Annotated in this window: 26 protein-coding genes and 1 riboswitch; of the genes, 17 read left to right on the top strand and 9 right to left on the bottom strand. The window is 35.7% G+C overall.

Translation table 11 applies throughout. From position 1 onward, the window contains the following. The first annotated feature begins 3 nt into the window (after positions 1-3). Together QA539_RS09805 and QA539_RS09800 are read left to right on the top strand one after the other, a co-directional pair. The gene (locus QA539_RS09805) at positions 4-780 is read left to right on the top strand and encodes an alpha/beta fold hydrolase (RefSeq protein WP_419895158.1); all 777 of its coding nucleotides are present in this window, start codon (positions 4-6) and stop codon (positions 778-780) included. A gap of 12 nt (positions 781-792) precedes the next feature. After that, on the top strand, positions 793-1,521 hold the full coding sequence (locus tag QA539_RS09800) for a class I SAM-dependent methyltransferase (protein WP_219493253.1): 729 nt from the start codon (positions 793-795) through the stop codon (positions 1,519-1,521). 27 nt (positions 1,522-1,548) lie between these two features. Here the strand turns inward: QA539_RS09800 and nrdG are convergent, their stop codons facing one another. Together nrdG and nrdD are read right to left on the bottom strand one after the other, a co-directional pair. Beyond that, complete coding sequence (gene nrdG / locus QA539_RS09795) at positions 1,549-2,031, bottom strand: anaerobic ribonucleoside-triphosphate reductase activating protein (RefSeq protein ID WP_419895157.1); 483 nt, start codon at positions 2,029-2,031, stop codon at positions 1,549-1,551. Next, positions 2,028-3,863 (bottom strand): anaerobic ribonucleoside-triphosphate reductase, encoded by a 1,836-nt coding sequence (gene nrdD / locus QA539_RS09790; RefSeq protein WP_419895606.1) that lies wholly within the window; start codon positions 3,861-3,863, stop codon positions 2,028-2,030. Before nrdD ends, nrdG begins: the two co-directional genes overlap by 4 nt. A gap of 302 nt (positions 3,864-4,165) precedes the next feature. On the opposite strand from nrdD, the gene QA539_RS09785 reads away from it, so the two are divergent. Both QA539_RS09785 and QA539_RS09780 read left to right on the top strand, forming a co-directional pair. Beyond that, positions 4,166-5,164 carry a Rho termination factor N-terminal domain-containing protein gene (locus tag QA539_RS09785; protein ID WP_419895156.1) on the top strand — a complete coding sequence of 333 codons (999 nt, stop codon included), beginning with the start codon at positions 4,166-4,168 and terminating at the stop codon, positions 5,162-5,164. Between the two features lie 25 nt (positions 5,165-5,189). Then, positions 5,190-5,441 carry a hypothetical protein gene (locus tag QA539_RS09780; RefSeq protein WP_101039928.1) on the top strand — a complete coding sequence of 84 codons (252 nt, stop codon included), beginning with the start codon at positions 5,190-5,192 and terminating at the stop codon, positions 5,439-5,441. 53 nt (positions 5,442-5,494) lie between these two features. Here the strand turns inward: QA539_RS09780 and QA539_RS09775 are convergent, their stop codons facing one another. Further along, positions 5,495-5,665 carry a hypothetical protein gene (locus QA539_RS09775; protein ID WP_219493250.1) on the bottom strand — a complete coding sequence of 57 codons (171 nt, stop codon included), beginning with the start codon at positions 5,663-5,665 and terminating at the stop codon, positions 5,495-5,497. Between the two features lie 261 nt (positions 5,666-5,926). Between QA539_RS09775 and QA539_RS09770 the strand changes: the two genes are divergently transcribed. Next, entirely contained in the window at positions 5,927-6,673 is a 747-nt protein-coding gene (locus tag QA539_RS09770; protein ID WP_219493249.1) for a TcaA NTF2-like domain-containing protein, read from the top strand. A gap of 37 nt (positions 6,674-6,710) precedes the next feature. Here QA539_RS09770 and trhA read toward each other — a convergent pair whose 3' ends face one another. Continuing rightward, positions 6,711-7,379 carry a PAQR family membrane homeostasis protein TrhA gene (trhA, locus tag QA539_RS09765; RefSeq protein ID WP_419895155.1) on the bottom strand — a complete coding sequence of 223 codons (669 nt, stop codon included), beginning with the start codon at positions 7,377-7,379 and terminating at the stop codon, positions 6,711-6,713. Between the two features lie 447 nt (positions 7,380-7,826). On the opposite strand from trhA, the gene QA539_RS09760 reads away from it, so the two are divergent. After that, positions 7,827-8,861: a LysM peptidoglycan-binding domain-containing protein gene (locus QA539_RS09760; protein WP_219493247.1), complete on the top strand. Its 1,035-nt coding sequence runs from the start codon at positions 7,827-7,829 to the stop codon at positions 8,859-8,861. A gap of 38 nt (positions 8,862-8,899) precedes the next feature. Here the strand turns inward: QA539_RS09760 and QA539_RS09755 are convergent, their stop codons facing one another. Beyond that, positions 8,900-9,166 (bottom strand): hypothetical protein, encoded by a 267-nt coding sequence (locus QA539_RS09755; RefSeq protein WP_219493246.1) that lies wholly within the window; start codon positions 9,164-9,166, stop codon positions 8,900-8,902. A 68-nt stretch (positions 9,167-9,234) separates the two neighbouring features. After that, positions 9,235-9,334, bottom strand: a riboswitch (SAM riboswitch). Positions 9,335-9,376: 42 nt separating this feature from the next. Continuing rightward, a complete protein-coding gene (locus QA539_RS09750; RefSeq protein WP_419895154.1) occupies positions 9,377-9,994 on the bottom strand; it encodes a thermonuclease family protein in 618 nt (205 codons plus the stop codon). 138 nt (positions 9,995-10,132) lie between these two features. Between QA539_RS09750 and QA539_RS09745 the strand changes: the two genes are divergently transcribed. From QA539_RS09745 to nhaC, 4 genes are all read left to right on the top strand, one after another. Beyond that, complete coding sequence (locus QA539_RS09745) at positions 10,133-11,092, top strand: YeiH family protein (protein ID WP_283722212.1); 960 nt, start codon at positions 10,133-10,135, stop codon at positions 11,090-11,092. Positions 11,093-11,209: 117 nt separating this feature from the next. Further along, positions 11,210-12,646 (top strand): EVE domain-containing protein, encoded by a 1,437-nt coding sequence (locus QA539_RS09740; RefSeq protein ID WP_219493242.1) that lies wholly within the window; start codon positions 11,210-11,212, stop codon positions 12,644-12,646. A gap of 483 nt (positions 12,647-13,129) precedes the next feature. After that, complete coding sequence (locus tag QA539_RS09735) at positions 13,130-13,279, top strand: hypothetical protein (protein WP_219493241.1); 150 nt, start codon at positions 13,130-13,132, stop codon at positions 13,277-13,279. A 147-nt stretch (positions 13,280-13,426) separates the two neighbouring features. Continuing rightward, positions 13,427-14,872: a Na+/H+ antiporter NhaC gene (gene nhaC / locus QA539_RS09730; RefSeq protein ID WP_419895153.1), complete on the top strand. Its 1,446-nt coding sequence runs from the start codon at positions 13,427-13,429 to the stop codon at positions 14,870-14,872. 34 nt (positions 14,873-14,906) lie between these two features. Here the strand turns inward: nhaC and QA539_RS09725 are convergent, their stop codons facing one another. Further along, on the bottom strand, positions 14,907-15,344 hold the full coding sequence (locus QA539_RS09725) for a MarR family winged helix-turn-helix transcriptional regulator (protein WP_219493239.1): 438 nt from the start codon (positions 15,342-15,344) through the stop codon (positions 14,907-14,909). Between the two features lie 139 nt (positions 15,345-15,483). Here QA539_RS09725 and QA539_RS09720 point away from each other — a divergent pair, with 139 nt between their 5' ends. From QA539_RS09720 to QA539_RS09710, 3 genes are all read left to right on the top strand, one after another. Next, positions 15,484-16,098, top strand: coding sequence for a GNAT family N-acetyltransferase (locus QA539_RS09720; RefSeq protein ID WP_419895152.1), 615 nt, complete (start codon positions 15,484-15,486; stop codon positions 16,096-16,098). A gap of 122 nt (positions 16,099-16,220) precedes the next feature. Next, a complete protein-coding gene (locus QA539_RS09715; protein WP_419895151.1) occupies positions 16,221-17,171 on the top strand; it encodes an LCP family protein in 951 nt (316 codons plus the stop codon). A 52-nt stretch (positions 17,172-17,223) separates the two neighbouring features. Next, positions 17,224-17,718: a universal stress protein gene (locus QA539_RS09710; RefSeq protein WP_419895150.1), complete on the top strand. Its 495-nt coding sequence runs from the start codon at positions 17,224-17,226 to the stop codon at positions 17,716-17,718. A 40-nt stretch (positions 17,719-17,758) separates the two neighbouring features. Here the strand turns inward: QA539_RS09710 and QA539_RS09705 are convergent, their stop codons facing one another. After that, a complete protein-coding gene (locus QA539_RS09705; RefSeq protein ID WP_419895149.1) occupies positions 17,759-18,808 on the bottom strand; it encodes a 2,3-butanediol dehydrogenase in 1,050 nt (349 codons plus the stop codon). A 320-nt stretch (positions 18,809-19,128) separates the two neighbouring features. Here QA539_RS09705 and QA539_RS09700 point away from each other — a divergent pair, with 320 nt between their 5' ends. Beyond that, the gene (locus tag QA539_RS09700) at positions 19,129-20,394 is read left to right on the top strand and encodes an MFS transporter (protein WP_219493232.1); all 1,266 of its coding nucleotides are present in this window, start codon (positions 19,129-19,131) and stop codon (positions 20,392-20,394) included. Positions 20,395-20,438: 44 nt separating this feature from the next. Here the strand turns inward: QA539_RS09700 and QA539_RS09695 are convergent, their stop codons facing one another. After that, positions 20,439-21,119: a hypothetical protein gene (locus tag QA539_RS09695; protein WP_283722204.1), complete on the bottom strand. Its 681-nt coding sequence runs from the start codon at positions 21,117-21,119 to the stop codon at positions 20,439-20,441. A gap of 117 nt (positions 21,120-21,236) precedes the next feature. Between QA539_RS09695 and QA539_RS09690 the strand changes: the two genes are divergently transcribed. The 3 genes from QA539_RS09690 (at position 21,237) to deoC (ending at position 23,445) form a co-directional block, all read left to right on the top strand. Next, entirely contained in the window at positions 21,237-21,689 is a 453-nt protein-coding gene (locus QA539_RS09690) for a Dps family protein (RefSeq protein ID WP_219493229.1), read from the top strand. An 83-nt stretch (positions 21,690-21,772) separates the two neighbouring features. Continuing rightward, complete coding sequence (locus QA539_RS09685) at positions 21,773-22,702, top strand: sugar-binding transcriptional regulator (protein WP_219493227.1); 930 nt, start codon at positions 21,773-21,775, stop codon at positions 22,700-22,702. An 80-nt stretch (positions 22,703-22,782) separates the two neighbouring features. Beyond that, positions 22,783-23,445 (top strand): deoxyribose-phosphate aldolase, encoded by a 663-nt coding sequence (gene deoC, locus QA539_RS09680; RefSeq protein ID WP_219493226.1) that lies wholly within the window; start codon positions 22,783-22,785, stop codon positions 23,443-23,445. Positions 23,446-23,470 lie beyond the last annotated feature (25 nt).

Here is a 23,470-nt window from a genome sequence, read left to right as displayed (position 1 = left end):
TTTATGGAGCTTGCATTAACAAATAACGATGTTGCAATACACTATACAATTAGAGGGAAAGGTTATCCGCTTGTCATGATTCATGGCCAATTTATGAATACGTCAATGTTTGACGCATTTAACGATGCCTTTAAAGATTTTCAATTAATAAAGATCGACCTAAGAGGGCATGGCCTGTCTGATAAACTCACGACGATAACAATGGATGGTTATATTGAGGATGTGCTAACAGTTCTGGATAAATTGTTTATTAAAAATGCACATTTCATGGGCTTTGGCCTCGGTGGAATGGTTGCAGGTAGTATCGCTGCAAAGTATCCAGAGTACGTGAATCACCTTGTAGTTATGAGCATCGGTCAACAGAGTTATTACGAAGCAGAACAGAAATTTCATTACAAGTATGCAAGTATACTAAGAACATTATCACGCTCTAAGCGTAACGAAGTGTTGATGGATTATATGTATCATGATGTTAAGGCTATTAAGAAATATTATAAGAAAATGATTGAAACATCTAATGGACTGACAGACAAGGAAGAAGATGCAGTAATATTATCTACAATTGATTTTAATGTAGAAGACTTTAAGTCCATTACAGCACCGACGCTGATTTTAAATGGGAAGTATGATGAACTTATTCCTCAAGATGAAGCTGAAACGATACATCAATATATCTCGGGTAGCAAACTTATTACATTTGAAAAGAGTGGGCATGCGATGCTGTTTGAAGAAAAAGAAAACTTTGAAAAAGAAGCTTTGGATTTCTTGAAACAAGAATAAAAGGGGAAAAATATGGATAAACGATACGATGACACCTTATTCCAAAACTATAGTGAGATGGAACGTTCGAAAAATGGATTAGAGGCCGCCGGTGAATGGGAAGCGTTTAAATCATTGTTACCCAATCTAGAAGATGCAGCGGTATTAGATTTAGGGTGTGGTTATGGCTGGCATTGTCAATATGCAGTTGAGGCTGGTGCTTCAAAAGTAGTAGGAATAGATGTTTCTGAAAAGATGTTAAAACATGCCAGGCAACAACCTGATGCCGATAAAATAACATTTCTTGAGCAGTCTATGGACGAAATGCATTTTGAGCCCCACGAGTTTGAAGTAGTGATGAGTTCACTTGCCATTCATTATATGCCTTCATTCAAAGATGTCGTTGAACAAGTAAAAGAAGTGCTCACGATTAATGGCACATTTATTTTTAGTATAGAACATCCTGTTTATACAGCTGAAGGCTCTCAACAGTGGATATATGATGAGGAAGGGAATAAATTATATTGGCCGGTAGACAATTACTATAAAGAAGGAGAACGTGAGACGAATTTTCTTGGAGAAGAAGTTCGTAAATACCATCGTACATTATCACATTATTTGAGTGTGCTGATTGATAACAACTTTGTTATTAAGGGCATTGATGAACCTGAACCTAGTAAAGATATGCTTGAGTCCAATCCTGAAATGAAAGATGAACTCAGAAGACCGATGATGCTAATTATATCTGCTAGAAGAAAGTAGTAATAAATACAATGCACACCCTCCAATTCATTTGAAAGGTGTGCGTTTTTTACTTAAGTCGTGTATTCGCTGATTAAGAGAACCTCTAAACTTTAAGTTATGTCTATAAAGAGACTTTACAAAGGGTCCATCAATGAGGACATCAATATCATCTAATATAAACGCAAAAGACGAACGTGATATCCATTCAATCATATAACCGGACCAGAGCCATATGTCTTTAGAATGTCCGAAATGTTCTCTTACTGAACGTATGAGTTCGTGTGTAAGTTCAGCATTCTGCAATGGTTCTCCACCGAGAATAGAAAGACCTTGGATATAGTCGTGGTCTAATAATGCTATAATTTCAAGTTTAAGCGCTTCTGACCAAGGCGTACCTTTATGGAAGTCCCATATACTTGCATTGTAACAACCTGGACAGTGAAAATTGCATCCTGAAATGTATACGCTGACGCGTACACCTTCACCATCAACCATTGATGCTGGCATAATCTTTGCGATATTGCTCATACTGAACACATATGTTTAACTCGAGATTGTATTTCCTTATGACGGCCTTTAATCATCGGTCGTTTAAGTGGTTGTCCTAAATAACCGCAAGTGCGCTTAATCACATCGGTCGTTTCAGGATCAGTATTATGGCAGTGCGGACACATAAAGCCATCTGCAGTCGCTTCGAATTCCCCTTCAAACCCACACGCAAAACATTTATCAATCGGTAAGTTCGTTCCTAAGTAACCGACTTTATCATAGGAATAATCCCATACTGCTTCAAGCGCTTTTAAGTTATGCTTCAAATCAGGGTATTCACAGTAATGTATAAAGCCACCTAACGAATGTTTTGCAAAGCGTTGTTCAAATGTCAGTTTCTCAAATGGAGTAACGGCCTTTCTTGTGTCGTAGTGAAAGGAATTCGTATAATAGCCTTTATCCGTAATATGCTCTAACGGACCAAATTTCTCGTAATCTAAAGTGCAGAAGCGGTGTGTAAGTGACTCGCTTGGTGTACCATATATACTGAATTGTACGTCGTACTGCTCCGTTAATTGTGCTACATACTGTTTCATCGTAATTAGTACTTGCTCCACAAAGGATTTAGCTTTCTCATCAGTTTCCCAGTTCGGGTGGAATAAGGCCGCTCCGACTTCATACAGTCCGATATAACCGATACTTATAGTTGCTCGTCTTTGCGTGAATAGTTGTGTAATATCATCGTCTGGACGCAGTAATTTACCGAATGCACCGTGTAGATAAAGTATCGGTGCATTTTCAGGGGTAGCATCTTTAAGGCGATGGATACGATATAAACAAGCATCTTTTGCGATGTCTAATCGTGTCCTTAATATGGATAAGAACTGTTCTGTATCCCTTGATTCGAGGGCGATTCTGGGAAGATTCAACGTTACAACACCTAAATTACAACGACCGCTATTAACAATCTGCCCATCTTCTTCGTATAGATTTAAGAAACTGCGGCAGCCCATCGGTACTTTGAAGTCGCCGATGAGATCGGTAAGTGCTTTGTAATTCAATATGTCTGGATACATTCTCTTAGAAGAACATTGTAATGCAAGCTGTTTAATATCGTAATTTGGATCTCCTGCTTTGAAATTAATGCCGTCTTTAATACTGAAGACAAGTTTAGGGAATATTGCAGTAACCTTTTCTTTACCTAAACCTACTAGTCTATTACTTAGAATTGCGCGCTGAATCATTCTCGCATAAACATCTGTACCAAGTCCAAAACCAAATGTTACAAATGGAGTCTGACCATTGCTCGTATATAAAGTGTTTATTTCATATTCTAATGACTGCATTGCATCATATATATCTTTTTCTGTCATTCTCTTAACATAGTCATCCTGCAAATGCAGCGTAACGAACTGCTCAGCGTTACGCCTGTGCTTTAATGCGTTAAGATGAGCAAATTTGCTCAATACTTCATCGATACGATCTATAGAACAGCCGCCATATTGGCTACTGCTAACATTCGCAATAATCTGACTGATCTGTGCTGCAGCGGTTTGAATGGATTGTGGCGGATTGACATGTGCATTTCCCATAATAAAGCCGTTCTGTAACATGTGGCCGACATCTATTAAACAACAATTTGTCATAGGTTGGTAAGGATGATAATCTAAATCATGAAAGTGGATTTCTCCTTTAACGTGAGCGTCCTTGACATGCTTAGGTAACATGCTTAATCCAATATGACGTGCGACAGTCCCTGCGGTTAAATCTCGCATCGTAGTGAATCGCTTTGGATCTTTATTTGCATTCTCATGGATTACGTCACTCACTTCATTTGTTAAACGGGTGAGATCTTCTTGTAAACGTTCTATAACTTCACTCATATTCGTACTCCTTATCACTATATATAGTATTTGATTAATATATTATCACTATATAATGTGCTTTTTTGGATATTCACAATTACTACAATAATTCGTCATAATTCCTTTGAATTGCGTGATTTTTGGTACAAATAATTCAATTTGTACGTTAGAAGAAAGTGATGGGTTAAGATAGAATTGCTTTATCTCATTGCTCTTATGATTCAGAAAGTTTTATATAGAATTTATTTTTGGTACAATTAAGTAAGTTTGCATGTCTGAATGAAGACGATTATTATACGGAGGCATATATGACACATAATGTTCAGAATTTAACATGGTATTTAGAGTCATTATCTAAAGAAGAACTTAAAGATATTTGCAGAAATTTTGATATTAAAGGATTTTCTTCAAAGAATAAAGATGAACTTATTGAGTTGATTCAAAGTACGTACTTTGAAGATGACCAACTATTGACACGATTATTACAAGAATTATCGAGCGATTATAAGCTCATCTTTTATGAGCTTGCAGTAAGTGATAATGAAACTGTGAGGTTTAATCGAGATATTCCGGATACATTATTTCTATTCTATCCTGAAGCAGATGAACATCTCGTAATTCCAAAAGATGTGAAACAACATTTCAAGCAATTTATCGAAACTCATCCGGATATTAACAGTGATATCCAGCTGATAGAGTTCTATCATAGTGCGTTCAATTTATATGGATTTGTAAGTTTAAAGCAGCTCGCAAAACTTCAATATAAATATAAAGGACTTCAAAAAGATGAACAGACAATCAAAGAAGAAATAACACGCCTATTACCTGAATATAAAGATTTAATTCAACATAGAAGTGTTAAACATCGCGATTTAGCACAAGTTAACTTGAATATGAAAGCTTTAACGCATGGTAAGAAGTACTATGAGCCAGCTACTGAATCGGAGTTTCTGAACTACAAAGATCCTTACTTTACTGAACCATCAGAAGCGATAGAGGCACTGAGAACATTGTTAGATGACATGGTAACAGAAGAATATAGAGGAACATATACAGCACAATTAATCACAGACACAATTATATTTGGTCTACGTGCAAATGATACACCGGAATTCATATTGAAGCATATACAGCAGATTGAAAATAGTGGATTTTTAAAAGTAGAGGATCTTACATTACCTGAGTATATCGTTCGTGCGATCATTGATACACGTCTTTGGTCTTTAAATGGGCATAAGACACAGCAGAAAAAGGAACGTAAAGTCGTTCAGGTTAAACAGAAAAAGAAAAAAAGAAAGAAGAAATAATATACACTGAGGAGGAAAAGTACCTTTGAATAAAACAACTACAACAATTTGGAATAGAGCATATAATATATTAAATATTGCTGTTATTTTTATGATTATCATAAGATTAGTAACACAAGTAAACCTGAATTTATTAATCGTATTATCTTTCGCAGCACTATTGATATTAGGATTACTAGATAGTCTCGATAGAAATGCATTTAAAGAAAATATGTTCAGACACGTGTTCGATCTTATACTGCTTATATTATTTAGTTCACTGTATTTTGGAGGTTAATCGCATTATGAAATAAAAAATTGTGAAGAATGTTGGATATTCTTCACAATTTTTTATTGTTCAGGTAAAGGAGAGACATCTACTAGTCGCACAGTATCATGACTCACAAACTGGAGTTCGTCGAGATAAATTGTAATATAACGTAATAATCGAAGTAAAGTTTGTTCGTCATTATTTGTTTCCATGATACGATTATAGTTGAGCGCACTACAACGCAATCGCATAAAAGAAGGGGCCTCCTGGTACTGTAAATTTCTATATATAGTACAGCTCCATTTATTATTAAAACGATCGAAGATTTCATAGGCTTTTAATGCTTCTATCGTAGGCACCTCCTTCTATTTTATTAGAATATAACATGTAAAATGAAAAAATAATACATTAATATAAAAATATGATGTTGCACAATATATTTGCGTGATAAATGTCACAGATCAGAAGTTGAGAAGATTGTGATATTATAAAGCTAATAAAGGGGGATGCTTATGAAATTAATAAAGTATCAATGGCCATTAATAATATTATTACTTACAGCATGCAGTCAAGATGACAATCAAATAAGTAAGACAGTGAAAAAAAGTACGACAAATGCACAGGAAAGTGTACCTGTTAAGCAGATTTATAAAGTAGCATATAAGGATCTTGCTGAGTCAACAATGAAGCAATTGATGAGGAAAATGCCGGAAGCATATAATATACGTAAATATCAATTAATTCAGCCTTATATTAAAGCGGGTTCAGAAGCGGATAAGTATATTAAAAATAAACTGAAGACAGGTATGTTTGATAATTATCAGATTCGATCATATAACATTGAATCTATAGAAGAAGATAATAAGCATCACGTCCATGTAAAGGTATCAAGAATAATGAAATCTAATGGAACAAATAATATTGAAAGTAAAGTGGTCACTGTATATGATCTCTCTTATAATAAAAAACATAAAAGAATGGAGGTTTACGACTTTAATGATTATAGTGTGACGCCTGTAGTAAAACAGCGCACACAGCAAGTTGCAAATATTGATGGCGCAATAGAAAAAGTCAGAACAGAACATATGGCACGTTTAATAAAAGAGAATCCAGATAAACAGGTCGTCTTAATTGCTGGAAATGATGAAGAAGATGCAGGTGGCAGTTATTTCAAAGTGAAAGCAATAGATAAACATAATAATTTTTTAATCCAGACGTTTAAAATATATAAACATAATGGATTGCTAGTCGGAGAATAACAAGCGTGACACGAGTGTTTGCTCGTGTCACGTTTATTTATTGTATAAAATAAAGCAAAGCGATGAAATGACATAAAGCACCTAGGATTATAAAGAAATGCCAGATCATATGGAAGTAGTGACGGTTTTTCTGTGCATAGAACCATGCACCTATCGTATACATTAACCCACCGGCGATGATGAGCAGTATAAAAGTCAAACTTGCTTTACTGATTAACGATGGAAACAGTAGGACACCAAGCCAGCCCATTCCTAAGTACATGGCAAGGCTAATTTTTGGATTCACATGTTTTGCTGTTGCCTTATAGACGATACCAACAATAGTAATAACCCACTGGGTGATCATAATTGTGATGCCGAGCTTCCCTCCAACCAGATTTAATGCGACAGGTGTATATGTGCCGGCGATAGCGATATAGATCATCGCATGATCTATGATTCTCATCACTAATTTATGAACAGACTTCGGTGGCATTAAGTGATAGATAGATGATGAGATAAACATTAGGAATATGCTGATTAAAAACACACTGATACCGAAAGAAAAAAGGCTACCGTGCTGTACATATGACTGTACCGCAAAATAAGGAAGAGTAAATAAGATGAGTAGGGCAGGCACACCATGAGATACAGAGTTACCAATTTCTTCTCCGAATTTTAGTTCTTTTATGTCATGGAAATTATATTTTGGTGCAGTAGGCTTCATACAATTCATCCTTTTTCTTAAATGATGAGACAATTATATCATGGTTAACGAATAGATACGAAAATTAGCCATAAAATGATAAAATAATGAACCTCATATATAATATTGCAAAATTGTTACAAGTTTTATTGATATGATAGTAAAACAATAAAATTTAATCAGAATATTGTATTATTAATACTTATCGTAACAAGGAAATGTAAAGATTGTTATTGAGATACTTAAAAAATGTCGAAATATTATAATGGCTTTATTTTAATGAATCGATCTAATTATTGATATATCAACGTTTTTCAAAGCTAAATGTTTTAATAGGTATATGTGCTAAAATAGTTCGTTTTTGGAGAAAACTTTAAAATTGAAAGGAAACTGTAATATTATGCATATATATTTTGTGTAATAATATAAATATCTTATTTTTTAACAATTATTATACGGAGGACTTGTATGAAGAAGAAATTAACTTTCGCTGCTATAACAGCTACAGCCGCCGCATCAGCTTATTCTTACCAAGCAGACGCAGCGGAACACAGAGTCAAAGCTGGGGAATCACTATGGTCTATTGCCAATCAATATAACACATCAGTTGCTCAACTTAAGACACTGAACAACTTGTCTTCAAATTTGATTTTTCCGAATCAATCATTACAAGTATCAAGATCTGTAAGCAATACAAGACCAACTACTGTACAAACAGTGAATCGTCCTGCAGTACAGAGTGGTGGGAAGATACATACTGTAGTATCTGGAGATAGCTTATCTTTGATAGCGTATCGTTACAATACATCTGTAAATGAACTTATGCGTCTGAATAATTTAACAGGATACTTAATTTTTCCTGGGCAAAGACTTAAAGTATCTGGAACTACAACGACAACGGCAGTATCCACAACAAGGCCAATTGCAGTGACAAGTAATGCAACATCCCATGTTGTGAAGCCTGGTGAGTATTTATCTTTAATTGCTAATCGTTATGGCATCACCGTTGCACAACTTAAATCATTGAATGGTCTGACATCAGATTTAATATTTCCGAATCAGAGATTAGTTGTTAAAGGTAATGGAGTACAAAGCACACCTACTGTGCGTCCGGTAGCATCACATGCGCCTGTTTCAACTACAGTTACCAATTTCGTTACACCGGTATTTGCACATTCTAATTTATATGATAACGGACAATGTACATGGTACGTGTTTAATAAACGAGCATCCATGGGAAAAGGAATTTCTACTTATTGGTGGCATGCACGTAATTGGGCAAATGGTGCGATTAAAGACGGTTATACTGTAAATAAAACGCCGGCCTATGGTGCGATTGCACAAACGTCTGATGGATATTATGGACATGTTGCTTTTGTTGAAAGAGTAAACGCAGATGGCACGATTCTTGTTTCAGAGATGAACTATGCAACGGGTGTAGGGGTGATTGGTTACCGTACGCTTAATCAATGGCAAGTATCAAGATATGTATTTATACATTAAAAAAGAGATAGCGTCTGCTATCTCTTATTTTATTCTGCTTAGGAAATACTGTGAAGTGCTTGATACTTATCGATGAGTTGTTTTTCGATTCGTGCGAGTTCGATATGTAACGATTTGATTTCATGGCGTAATAGAAATTCATCGTTACGTGCATCTGCCTCATCATACTGATCATTACCGAGTTGGCGTTTCAGTTCTTTTATTTTGTTTGTTCGTGCAATGCTCGCTGCATAACTAGTTGGTGTAATGCTGTTCCATTTTGTGAGTTCCTGCTTTAATGCTCTATAATCTTCTAAATTTCTCATGATTAACGCTCCCTTTTTATTGTATTGAAGATAAAAAAACAACGCCTCCTATAAGAAGCGTTGTAAGGTTCTTATAGTCGGATTACTCCGCAGGAATTAGCACCGTGTTCTTGCGAACCGGTTGCTGAGATATCATTGGGCCTGTCCCTCAATCTCTCTTTATAAGAATGCGTTATTTAATTATTTTCTATTCCATTATAACATATTTTCTTATGATGTGAAGGCGGACTTTATTCCTTTGATTAATCCATCTATCGCTGCATCTAGTATGCGATGCAGTGATTCTCTAATCTTCAGCATAATATCTGTCTCTTGCTGTCTTTCTTCTTTAGTAGAATTAAAACCTTCTCCGTCAACGTTCACATATCCTTTAAGAGACCATATTTTTAAACTTTCAGCTTTGGCCTTTCGTTCTGCCGCCAGCATTCGATTTAAATAATCTTTCTGTTGATACACATAGCCGACTCGAGCGTATCCTTGTCTGACCAGCTGTTCATTAATCATTGTATTACCACAGTAAAGATAGACTAACTCTCTCCCGTATCGATCTCTCTTCCCTTTTGTGTCGTATTGGACACTAAGATCGCAAGTCTTTACAAGTGATTCTGTATAACGTGCCGCTTCAAGAGCATATGGCTGAACGGGTGTATTTGGTTTTTTTGACTCAGGCGTATCAATGAGTAATAGACGGACTGTCTTTTTGCGGTTATTAATTTTCAATGAAACTGTGTCTCCATCAATAGCACGATCGAAGGTCGCCGGTACCTTTGGCATATCACTTTGAAAGGATGAAAAGTTTAATGTGAGAAACAATAATAATAAATTCAATTTAAAACCTCGTTTTTAGCAATATCCTTTAATTATAAACAAACATACGTTCGTAATCAATAGGTATAATGAATTCGTGCTTTAGATATCATCACATGTTAGATATAATAGACTCAACTAGAAAGTGGAGGCGATGTGATGAAGGTTAAAGGAGTGTTTTTGTGTCTATTGGTCGCACTGATTGCCACATACTTGGGTTATATTTTCCCGTTAGTTGGTAGTATGATCTTCAGTATTATTATTGGTATAATCATAGGCAATTTAATAAATACAGCACCTTATGAAGAAGGTATTAAGTATAGTGGTAAGAAGTTACTTCAATACGGCATTATTCTGATGGGATTTACGCTTAGTTTTAAAGCAGCATTGAGTCTAGGTGCATCATCCTTTCCGCTCATCATCACGAGCATCGCTGCCGCTTTAAGTGTGGGTGTTTTAGTGGGCAAGTTATTTGGTGTTAATCAGCGTTTAAGTACTTTAATTGGCGTAGGCACAGCAATTTGTGGGGGATCAGCAATTGCAGCAGTAAGTCCAATAATTAAAGCGAAAGATGAAGAGATTGCATTTTCTATTGCTACAATTTTCCTATTTAACATTATTGCAGTATTTGTCTTTCCGACAGTCGGTCACTGGTTACAATTTAGTGATACAGGCTTTGGATATTTTGCCGGTACAGCGATAAACGATACGAGTAGTGTAGTTGCAGCAGGTTATGCATTTAGTGAGGATGCTGGAGATACAGCAACGGTCGTCAAACTTGTACGTGCACTTATGATAGTACCGATTTGTTTAATATTCGCATTATTGCAGGCAGGTCAATCCTCTGTAAATTTAAAAAAGGTCTTCCCTTGGTTTATATTGTATTTTTTCATAGCGAGTATCGTTGCAAGTATTATTCCGATACCGGAATATATCACATCATATATTAAGACTTTATCTACATTCTTAATGAGTACAGCTTTAGCTGGAATAGGTATGACGGTAGATATAGGCAAGTTTTTCAAAGTTGGTATCAAACCGCTAGCGTTAGGTGCAATCACATGGATGGTTGTAATCGTAATGAGTTTAGTCATGCAGCAAGTATTACATATATGGTAGGTGAGTATAATGAAAAAGAAACTGTCATTTTCAGTGTTACTTGCGTTTCTTGCAGTATTATTTAAGAAGGATAATGTAAAATAAAAAGAATTATAAGTGGATTTAGGAGGAATTTGTGTGAATTATTTTTGGTTGAATTGCGGTTATAATAGATTTAATCATTTTGAGGATTTGATGAACCAAGTCTCAGTTTTTGATTCGACAGTGCATTTTAATCCGAATGAGGGATACCAGGCATTTAAACGTGCAAACCCTGGAGATCGCGTCATCTTTTACCTTGTACAAAATAAAATTGGTTTACTTGGGGCTGGAGAAGTACTTAAAGTCGAAGAGCCAAGACGTGGACAAATTAAAATTCATTTTAAATATGATACAAAGCTTGCACCTTTTACGAAAGACTATTTAATTCGAGATGAAAATTTAAAAGAGACGATACAAAGCATGAAAGAGCAGTTGCTGAATCCGATCTCAGAAGCGGACTATAACAAAATTATTAATGTCGGCCAGTATAAAGAAAAAATTAACCGTTACTTCTTAATGAAAGAAGAAATACCATTTGAATCAGGTATGGAGTATACCATTTATGTCAGCAACGTTAACGGTGTACATCGTTTAGGCTATAAACATTATGGAGAGATGCAACCAGAAGATAAGGTCATTATCTATAAAACGAAGCCGGAACGTGGGATATATGGTATTGCAGAAGTCGTTAAAGGAAAGCATGGGAATAAACCCGTGCCTGGGAGAACAGATGCAACTGCAATTATCATTAAATATATCGAAGATGTGACACCTCGAACAATTTATGAATTAGATCGTGAACTGATGTTGCGTGCACAATATTTCTTAGACGAAAAATGGAATGAATCTGTGACAGAGATTACTAAAAATCAATATCAAGCCATGTTAGAACCTTCTGAAACGAAAGCGACGCCTACAGCACCTTCCATAAATGAAGTGATAGAAACAGCACAATACAGCGCGCGAAAAGCAGCAATGGATAAGAAGTTCTTTGAAGCAAAGCGATTATCAGATACAACAAAAAACATTGCATTAGAACAACATGACGTAACAGTGCAGCAAAAGCTCTTTCATATCTTCAGTCTGCCACAGCATGTAAACGGGATGAAAACAGTTGTTAAATTTATGAAATTAGATGCGCATGCAGTTAAATTATTTATTGCGGATGCAACTTGGAAACAAGCAAACCTTTACGGGGAATATATTAAGTCAGGTCAACACTATACATATAATCGCGGAATCATCACTGAAGCACTTGCCACTGAAGTGCCAGATACAATTATCATAGAGCATATTGACCATGTGACGACTGAGCAACTTAAACCATTAGTTTATGCATCACAAGGAACGACAGTATCGCTGCCTGTGCTAGAAGAACAACAGCGTGCGACAATTGGACCAGTTGGAAGCGGCGCAACCTTTGAAGTACCAAAAAATTTTAGGGTTATAGGAATTACAACCTCTGATGTGACAGAATTTAAAGCTGCATTTCCAGAGTATATTACTGCAGCAATGAAATTCTATAAATATTAAAAAATTCTTAATTAATATTTTTTATGATATTACATAATGATATTTATATTGATTTAATGTGATGGAAAGTTGTGATTAACTCGATATCTTCTACATATACATCTTAGTTAGAGTCAATACTCAATTTACTACACTTTACTATTGCTGAGTTCAGCCGCTAAAAATATAAAATCTCCAGAAGTCGCTAACGAACGTTCGAATCAACCCTGAGATATAAAATATTTAAAAGCACTAAAACATAGGATGCGAAACTCCTGATTTTTAGTGCTTTTAAATTTAAGTAGAGAAGTAATGAATACGATGATAAATAAATCAAACGAGAATAAGTGACATGATAATAGCGATACCACTGAATATTACTTTACCCCCCTTTTTAGTTTTCCATTCTTTATACATTTGGTTATATTTTGTAATATAATTGTAATTTGAATTTTCTGATAAAATAGGTATACTTATTATAGCATGAAAAATAGGAGGCCGTTTATGGATGTTTTAATGCAATTAGATATGTATAATAATTTATTCCTCCAAATGTTCGTGGGCCCTGATAATGCAATTGCTGCCTCATTTATTACTATGATTGGCATGGCTATTACAATTGTTGTAGACAAACTTAAGTCAGATGAAAAATAACAAATATTTTGATAATCTTCCTATTAAAAAGATGTTTTATAGGAAGATTTATTTTTTTGGAGTGATTTGAAAAATTATTATAGATTTTTCTTCTTTATTACTTTAAAATGTAACAAGAAAGCGTTTTCACAAAGGGGAGAATGACGGATGGGGAAAGAAAAGAAAGCATTTGAAAGAAAAGATATTAATGTTTTTTGGGCATTAGTGCCTTTACTTGTTATGATTGTCTGTATGCTACTTTGGGTTGTAAAACTTAAGCAAGCACCACATATTCCATTGATGATCGGCACTGCTGTCGCAGCAATCGTAGCACATAGACATGGTTTTACTTGGGAACAAATTGAAGAAATGATGTATAGAGGGATTAAGATGGCGCTACCGGCAATTGTCATCATCATCCTTGTTGGTTTAGTCATTGGAGCATGGATTGGTGGGGGTATCGTTGCAACAATGATCTATTATGGTTTGAAGATGATTTCTCCTTCAATGTTCCTTGTAACAATTTGTATTATTTGTAGCATTGTTGCACTTGCAATTGGTTCTAGCTGGTCTACAATGGCGACAGTAGGTGTTGCAGGTATGGGAATCGGTTTGAGTATGGATATTCCAGCGGGTATGATTGCGGGTGCAGTTATTTCAGGAAGCTACTTTGGAGATAAGATGAGTCCGTTATCAGACACGACGAATTTAGCTTCAGGTTTAACGGGTACAGATTTATTTGATCATATTAAGCATATGTTTTTCACAACAATACCGGGTATTATTATTGCATTGATTGCATACTTTTTTATTGGTCGTCAGTTTAGTGGTGGTCATTTAGATACGACAAAAATTGATTCAATCACGAAAGCAATGGAAGTGCAGTTTACATTATCACCATGGTTATTGTTAGTGCCTGTGGCTGTCATTGTACTTGTGGCGCTTAAAGTCCCGGCAGTCCCAGCACTTGTCGTCGGTATAATATTAGGGGCAGGGTGTCAATTCTTTATTCAAGGAGATAGTTTACAAATCATCGCGAAGACGTTACAGGAAGGTTATGTGATGAAGTCGGATAATGCACTTGTAATGGAGTTATTCAACAAAGGTGGTCTGGAATCTATGTTCTTTACGATTTCGATGACGATTGTTGCCATGACGTTTGGTGGAATTCTAGAGTTCAGTGGCATGTTACAAGCATTGATTTCAAAGATTTTACTTGTGGCGAAATCTACGGGTAGTTTGATTGCAGCAACATTGTTAAGCTGCTTTACAGTGAATGCAACATGTTCAGAACAATATATTAGTATCGTAGTACCAAGTCGTATGTACTTAAAGGCGTTTATTGATAAAGGTTTACACCCGAAAAACTTATCACGTTGTTTAGAAGATAGTGGTACACTAACAAGTGTATTCGTACCGTGGAATACATGTGGTGTATTCATTTTAGCAACACTAGGTGTACATGTATTTGACTATGCACCATATGCAATTCTAAATTTTGTAGTACCAATCATTTCACTTGTTTATGGTTATACTGGGTTCAAGATTGTTAAGATCAATAAAGAAGAACAGCAGGGATTTTTACGACAACAAGTACAATCTGCAGAACTGTAAAAAACTGGATGCACATTGAAGTGCACCCAGTTTTTTAGTTAATCGTATCGGTATATTGATGGAAAGCTTTTCTGTATTTATCAAGAAGGATAAATAGGGTTTCACCGTCCTCTTTTGTGAAAGTATTTCCTATACTATCATAAATACATTGTTGATGCTCCACCATGACTAGTTTGACGATTTCACAGCCACTATCTGTAATTTTCACACATACTTTACGTTCATCATCTTTACGACGTTCTTTAACGACGAACCCTAAGTCCCTAAGTTTCTTAGTCTTTATGCTTGCAGAATCCATCTTATATTGAATGTCATCTTGTATGTCTGTCACTGAGCTATTACTATCTTTATATACTTTGTATAGAATAAGAAATTCAGCAAATGTGATTCCGAATCGTTTTAAAAGTATAGCATTTAAAACATGCTCGACTTGGCTTGCTGTCTTGAATATTGACTGTTCTAATTTTATCATTTTAACTCCCTCTTTTTTGACGTATATTAAAATTATGACTGATTGAGACGATAGAACGAAATAATTACGGTCAATGTATAATATTTTGCATGATATCTATGTAATATGCAAGTAAAATTTTTCTTAAAAGGAGAATGTAATGAAAATTAAATTCGCTAATAATACTAATATTCAAGCTATACTAGATGTTCAAAAAGCTGCTATACAGGAAATTGGCAATAAAGATATGCTCGTAACTTTATCTGAAGAAGAGATTGCTCAAAACGTGAATGATGGTGTGTTATGTATTTGTCAGATTGACGAAAGGATTGTAGCATTTCGTTCAATGCATATACCAGTAGACGATTACCTAGGAAAATATATAGCACTTGATCCATCTGATAGAGATCGGCTCATCTACTCTGATATTACAGTTGTACATCCAGACTATCGTGGAAGAGGGTTACAGAAAAAATTAGGAGAATGGCTGTTTCAGGAGATCGATGACAAATATACGATAATAATGGCTACAGTACACCCAGACAATATCGCGAGCATCAAAGATAAGTTTCACCATGGTATGAAGATTGTAGCGCTAGATAACGTATATGATGATAAAATTCGCTATATCTTTGCGTTATTCCGTGATAGAGATTGCATATATGAAGAAGAAGTTGCTGTGAAAATGACTGATGATATGGAAATCAGACGCTTACTGAGTGAGGGATATAAAGGTATAAATTTAAGAGGGAATTTACTTATTTTTACTAAATAAATTTTGTGTAATCAAAATTTTATTAGTATACTTTTAAGTGCATAAGAAAAGGAACAAGTCATACTTAAGCCTTATGAATATTGGCTTGTATTGTTGTATTATTAAGTAAACGAGGTGGATTTATGGAAAAGAGAAGAAAGAGAAGACTGGGATGTCTTTCAATATTTTTAATCGTATTTGTACTCATGTTATTAATAGCTGCATGGTTTGTAGGTGGATCATATTTTAAGGTGAAACAAACGGCAGAGCATATTCAGCACAAAATAGAAGGTAGGGACAAGTCAGAACTGCGTGGTGACAAAGTTGACATCGGTAATAAAGATGCAATCAGTGTTGCATTATTCGGGGTTGATTCAAATCAGCAAAGACTTGCAACTGGCGATGCTGGACGTAGTGACTCGATTATTCTGATGAGCATCAATCCAAAGACGAACAAATCACAAATGGTAAGTATCCCTCGTGATACATACAGTGAAATGGTAGGTAAAGGAACGAACGAGAAAATCGCACATGCATACGCATACGGTGGGGCAAAGATGGCGGTAGCATCTGTAGAGAAATTTATGAATGTTCCTATCGATTATTATGCGACGATTAATATGGATGGTATGCATGAAATGGTAGATAAAGTCGGTGGTATCGATGTTGTCAGCAATTCTACTTTCAGTTATGGTGGATTCAATTTTGTAAAAGGACAAGAAATTCATCTAGATGGTGATGGAGCTATGGCATTTATTAGAAGTCGTAAACAAGAAGGTGCGGGAGGCGATTTCGGTCGCCAGGAAAGACAGCAGCTTGTGATTCAGGCATTAGCAACAAAAGTATTAAGCGTAGATTCTGTAACGAAATTAGATTCTTTATTGAAAAGTATCGAAGGAAATGTTGTAACTGATTTATCATTTGATGATTTAAAAGGATTAGCTACTGGTTATAATGGCGCAGTTCGCAATGTGAAGAAAGTTCAGCTTCAAGGAGACGGTGAGATATTAGAAGATGGGCTTTGGTATTTCCTGCCTAATGAGACATTGAAAGCAGATGTACGTGAACAATATATGAAGAATCTAGGATTATAAAACACTTGGATGTTACAATAAGTATAAGAAAATATGATTCGGAGGGAATACTATGAAATATAATACAATATTAATCCCGTTAGATGGTTCTAAGGTCAGTGAGTATGCGTTTGAGAAAGGGATTGGGGTAGCTGTAAGGAATGATGCAAAACTTGTACTTACACATATTGTTGATATTAGAACTTATGCTAACGTTGATGCCAAAGGTGGATCACTTGCTGAGAACGCTGATATCTATGCACAAGAATTGCTAGAAGGGTACAAAGCAATCGCGTTAGACCGAGGTGTAAAGGATGTTGAAATCGTTATAGCGCATGGCGCAGCTAAAAATATTATTCCGAAACAAATTGCAGTAGGTTACAAGGTTGATTTAATAATGTGCGGATCAAGTGGCTACAATGCATTTGAGCGTTTCGTTATGGGAAGTGTGTCTGAAGCGATCGTTAGATATGCAAAGTGTGACGTACTTGTGGTCAGAACAGAACAGGTACCTGAAGACTATAAACTAAACGATTATACAAGGAATTTTAGAGAAAAGTTAATATAAAAAAAGTGCTGAGACACCTTGTCTCAGCACTTTTTATTTTTTAGTCTTCTCCATTAAGCTTAACTAAGATCTTAACTTGAGATTTATCATTTGTTAATTTTTCGAAACCGTGTTCTACGATATCATCAAGCTCAATTTCCCCGGTAATAGTACTCTCTGTATCAATTTGACCACTACCCATTAAATCGATTGTTTGTTGGTAAGATGCTCTTGAATAAGCGATTGTTGAAGTGATTTTCACACCAGCATTAGTCAATTGTAATGGTGGCCAGGTAATGTCACCAGCAAAAATAGAAACGATTACCATTGTGCCACGAGGACGTGTAGCATCGATCGCTTGTACAAATGTAGGTGTTACCCCGGCTACTTCAAATGAACGGTCTACTCCACCTGGTACGATTTCTTTGATTGCTTCTACCGCGTTTACCTCGCCTGAGTTAATGACATGCGTTGCGCCGCATTCTTTTGCTTTTTCTAAACGTTCTTTAGAAAGATCTAGTACAATAATTTTACTTGCACCAGCCGCACGAGCTGCAAGGGTCGTATAGATACCAATAGGACCCGCGCCAAAGATTGCCACAGTGTCTCCGAACTCTAAGCCACTTTCTTTAACAGCTTGAACGCCTACCGCTAAAGGCTCGATAGTTGCTGCTACACGTAAAGATAATGAATCTGGTAAGTGGTAAAGATTAGTTTCTGGTACATTAACTAAGTCAGTAAAACCACCATCTGTATGTAGGCCGAGGAAACTGAAGCCATCATAGACATCTAGTTCATCTGTATTTTTACCATATGTCACAGTTGGGTTTACTGAAACACGATCGCCAACTTTGAAGTCTTTAACCTCTTTACCAACTTCAACGACTGTACCTGAAAACTCATGTCCCATGATTAGAGGTGCTTTACCCCCAGTAAGATCATCCTCTTTGTCTACGGGAACGAATACTGGTCCTTCTTGATACTCATGTAAGTCACTACCGCAAATTCCAGCATATCCGACCTTAACGCGTACCTCATTATCACGCATTTCACGGATTTCTCTGTCTTCAACTCGAATGTCTTTTTTACCATGCCATACTGCTGCTTTCATGTAATAATCCCTCCAAATATTTATTTACAATATTAGTATACAACTTTGATACTAAATTCACAAAATATATATCCTTAAGGAAAGTCTGTGAATTTTTGAGGTGTAATTTATCCCGAAAATACCTTGTAATAAAACTGATATATATTAGAAATTTTCTTTCAAAAATAGCTTTTTTGGTATTTTTTCACAGTGTTATATAACAAATATTTTATTTTTGAGCTAAAATTTCACAAAGTTATTGTAATCGTTTTCAGCATGTGTTATTTTTAATCTAGTCAATTGGTCATAGGATGACTATACAAATTAATGAGGTGAATTAAATGAGTCAAAAAGCTACTAAAGTAAGATGGATGTTTGCACTGATGTTCTTTCTGATTGGAGTTATTGCATATATGGATAGAGCCAATATCTCATATATTGCGCAACCAATGATGGAAGATCTGAATATGAATAAGACACAGTTTGGTATGTTAGCTTCGGTATTTGCAGCAGGTTATGCATTAATGCAAGTGCCAGCAGGTATTATGGCGGAGAAGTTTGGCCCTAAGAAAATGTTAACATTTGCACTTGTTTGGTGGAGTGCATTCACAATTCTAACAGGGGTTGTCAAAAATCACGGATTATTATACACAATGCGTTTCTTATTTGGTGTAGGGGAAGGACCGATGTATCCTTCAAATGCAGTATTTAATACATATTGGTTTGCCAAAAGTGAAAAAGGTCGTGCATCAAGTGCATTGCTTGCAGGATCATACTTTGGTCCTGTTATTGCACCGTTTGTAACAATAGCTATTTATCAAGCTTTCGGTTGGGAAGCAGTATTCTTTATTTTCGGTGCGATTGGTATCATTATTGCTGCAATCTGGGCAATCATTGCTAAAGACTTACCGGAACATCATAAGATGGTTAACGAAGCAGAGAAAGCATACATCATGGAAAACCGTGATGTGGTTCAGACAGATAAGACATCTGCACCTTGGGGACTATTCTTCAAGCGCTTCAGTTTCTTTGCGATTGCTGGACAATACTTTGTAGTACAGTTTGTTATTACTTTATTCTTAATTTGGTTACCGACATATTTACAAGAGGAATACCATGTTGTATTAAAGGATATGAAGTTCTTAGCAGCAGCGCCGTGGTTAATGATGTTTATACTGATTATGGCGGGTGGCACAATTTCAGATGCAATTATCTCTAGAGGCTATTCACGTTTTAGAGCGCGTGCGTTGATTGCAATCTTTGGATTTATCGTATTTGCAGTTTCATTATTCTTATCTGTTCAGACAAATGACATGGTTATGAATTTAATCTACTTATCATTATGTCTTGGTGGTGTAGGTTTATCTATGGGTATGAGCTGGGCTTCTGCTACTGACCTTGGACGTAACTTCTCTGGAACTGTATCAGGATGGATGAACTTATGGGGTAACGTGGGTGCTTTCTTAAGTCCGATGCTTGGTGGATACCTTGTACAGCATTATGGTTGGGATACGACATTCTATTTGATGATTATTCCAGCTGTTGTAGCAATTGTATTATGGTTCTTTGTTAAGCCTGACCAACCATTAATAGTAGAAGAAAAATAAGAGTTAAAAAATAGCAGCTATCCTTGAATGGATAACTGCTATTTTTATATCAATTTTCTTACCGTTACCTGATACATAATATTAATTGCAATCGCACATCCTGCTATAACACTTAATGCAAAATGTTGAGGGATACCTGTTGCATATCCGTAAATTGTTATTAACAACATTGCTGCAGGTAAGATGATATTTGTTAACTTAAATGCATTGTAGAGACCCGTAAATATTGTAATCATTTCTTCTTTGGTTAATGAGTCGATGAGTTTATCATCAAAGTCTGATTCGAAGTTTTCTGGAAGGTCGCGTTCTGGATAAAGTTTATTGATCATACTGTAACCATAATAGCGCATTACGATTGCGATCATAAGTGTTACGATACTGATAATCCCTAAATAGAAAGGTGCATGGTTTAAACTGATTAACATAATTGAGCCAAGTGCAAAATAAAATGAAATGATTAAGAATATATTCATTTCTGAGAATTTCTTAAAGCTTGCACGATCCTGTTCGTAATGTTCAAGTGATGGGTCGTTATCAACTTTATAGGCAAGTTTGCTGAAGAGATAAGCTAGCAAAGCAGCAAATAATGCGCAAATGCATAAAAGTATAATAAAAGGGGTAGAAGTAAGTATGTCCATTAACAGTACTTTCCAGAGATCGATTGTGAATAAGATAAAAAAGACGATAACTGCTATGATGGTTGGTAATATGTATTTTTTTAGCATAATGCCCTCCTTTTTAATTAGTATACCCAAATAAATTCGAATAAGACATAATACTTTATTAATTAGAATGATTATAATATAATAATTAATATAAACAAGATAGAGGAGAGATTTATAATGGCAAAAAAATCAAATGATAACAAAGTAGTAACAGCTTTAAACCAGCAAGTAGCAAACTGGACGGTATTATATACTAAAATTCATAATTATCACTGGTATGTTAAAGGGCCTCACTTCTTTAGCTTACACGTAAAATTTGAAGAATTTTATAATGAAGCTAGTACATATATCGATGAACTAGCTGAACGTATTTTAGCAATTCAAGGACATCCAATTGCGACATTGAAAGAATCGCTTGAATTATCTGTAGTTAAAGAAGCGAAGAAAGATTTAACGGCTGAGGATATGGTTAAAGATTTATCGAGAGACTTCGATAAGATTATTAAACAATTAGAAGAAGGTAAAGCAGCAGCCGAAGAAGCAGATGATGAGATGACTGCAGATATGTTCCTAGGTATGATTAGTAACCTTGAGAAACATAATTGGATGCTTAAATCATTCTTGAAATAATAAATTTACTTGGTACGCTCCAAATAGTTTGGAGTGTATTTTTTTTTGTTTTTATATAGAATTGAAGAGTAGAGGTGAAGAGAATGGAAGATAAGATGAAGCAATGTATAAAGATTGCAAAGATGTACTATGAGGAAAACCTTGGTCAAAAAGAAATTGCGGATGAGCTGGATATATCAAGACCTACTGTATCAAGACAATTAAACCATGCCAGAGATATGGGGATTGTTGAAATCATCATTCATGATCCATACGAGAAGAGTGATGAATTAGCACATTTAATTCGGGAGAAATATGGTCTGAAGGAAGTGATCATTAAAGATGTAACAAATGATCGTAATGAAACAGTGATAAAGGCAATATCTGAATGTGCTGCGGAATATTTATCTCGAACTGTGAAGAATAATGATATTGTAGGTATCAGCTGGGGTAAGACAATGTTTCGCGTTGCTGAACTTATGAAACCATTGAATTTAAATGGTGTAGAAACGATTCAGCTTAAAGGTGGAGTCTCATATTCTGATGTGGTGACCCATTCGCATGAAACGTTGTCCTTATTTGCGCGTAGCTTTAATTCCATTCCGAGAGACTTACCGGTTCCAGTCATATTTGATAATAAGGAAGTAAAGAGACTTGTTAGTGCCGATCGTCATATTAAAAGTATATTGAAGATGGCGCCGAAATGTAATGTTGCGATTTATACAACAGGGACAGTTAGAGATGAGGCGTTACTTTTTAAGCTCGGTTTTTTCTCTGAAGATGAAGTGAAACGATTGAAAACGAGTGCTGTAGGCGATATTTGTTCGAGATTCTATACGAAAGATGGTAAAATAGCAGACAGATGGGTAGATGATCGTACGATGGGTGTTACGCTCGATACATTACGCAAAATACCAACGAGCATACTTGTTGCTGGAGGAAACCATAAAGTTGAAGCAATACGTGGTGCACTAAATGGAAATATTCCTAATGTGCTCATTACCGATAGTATTACAGCCAGGAAATTACTTTGATTTGAACATAAGTTCATTTATGATTTTTACTTTTGTTCAGTATCTGATATAATAGAAGTGAAATTAAAGGAGGATGAATCATGAACTTAGCAAAGTATATTGATCATACAGCATTAAAGCCTGAAACAACGAAGGCACAGATAGCTCAATTAGCACAGGAAGCACGCGAATATGAATTTATGAGTGTGTGTGTCAACCCTTCACACGTAAAGTATGCTAAATCTTTATTAGAAGGAACTGATGTTCTTGTGTGTACAGTTATCGGCTTCCCATTAGGTGCGAATACACCTGCTGTGAAAGCATTTGAAACGAAAGATGCGATTGCAAATGGTGCCGGTGAAGTTGATATGGTTATTAATATAGGTGCGCTTAAAGATAAGAACTATGACTTAGTAGCTGAAGATATTAAAGCAGTAGTTGATGCTGCAGGAGATGTTACGACAAAGGTGATCATCGAAACAGCGCTATTGACCGATGAAGAGAAAGTAAAAGCATGTGAAATTGCGCAAGCGCAAGGTGCAGATTTCGTGAAGACATCTACTGGATTTTCATCTGGTGGTGCAACGAAAGAAGATATCGCATTAATGCGAAAAACTGTGGGCCCTGATATGGGTGTTAAAGCTTCAGGTGGTGTGCGTTCTTATGAAGACGTTATGGCGATGGTTGAAGCGGGTGCAACACGTATCGGTGCAAGTGCAGGTGTACAAATTTTAAAAGGTGAAGAAGCTAAAGGGGATTATTAATTCCCTTTCCCTTATAAATTTATAG

It is taken from the genome of Macrococcus psychrotolerans (genome assembly GCF_038095555.1).
Lineage (GTDB): Bacteria > Bacillota > Bacilli > Staphylococcales > Staphylococcaceae > Macrococcoides > Macrococcoides psychrotolerans.
The sequence above is the reverse complement of the archived record's forward strand: the minus strand, read 5'-3'. Positions and strand labels throughout refer to the sequence as shown.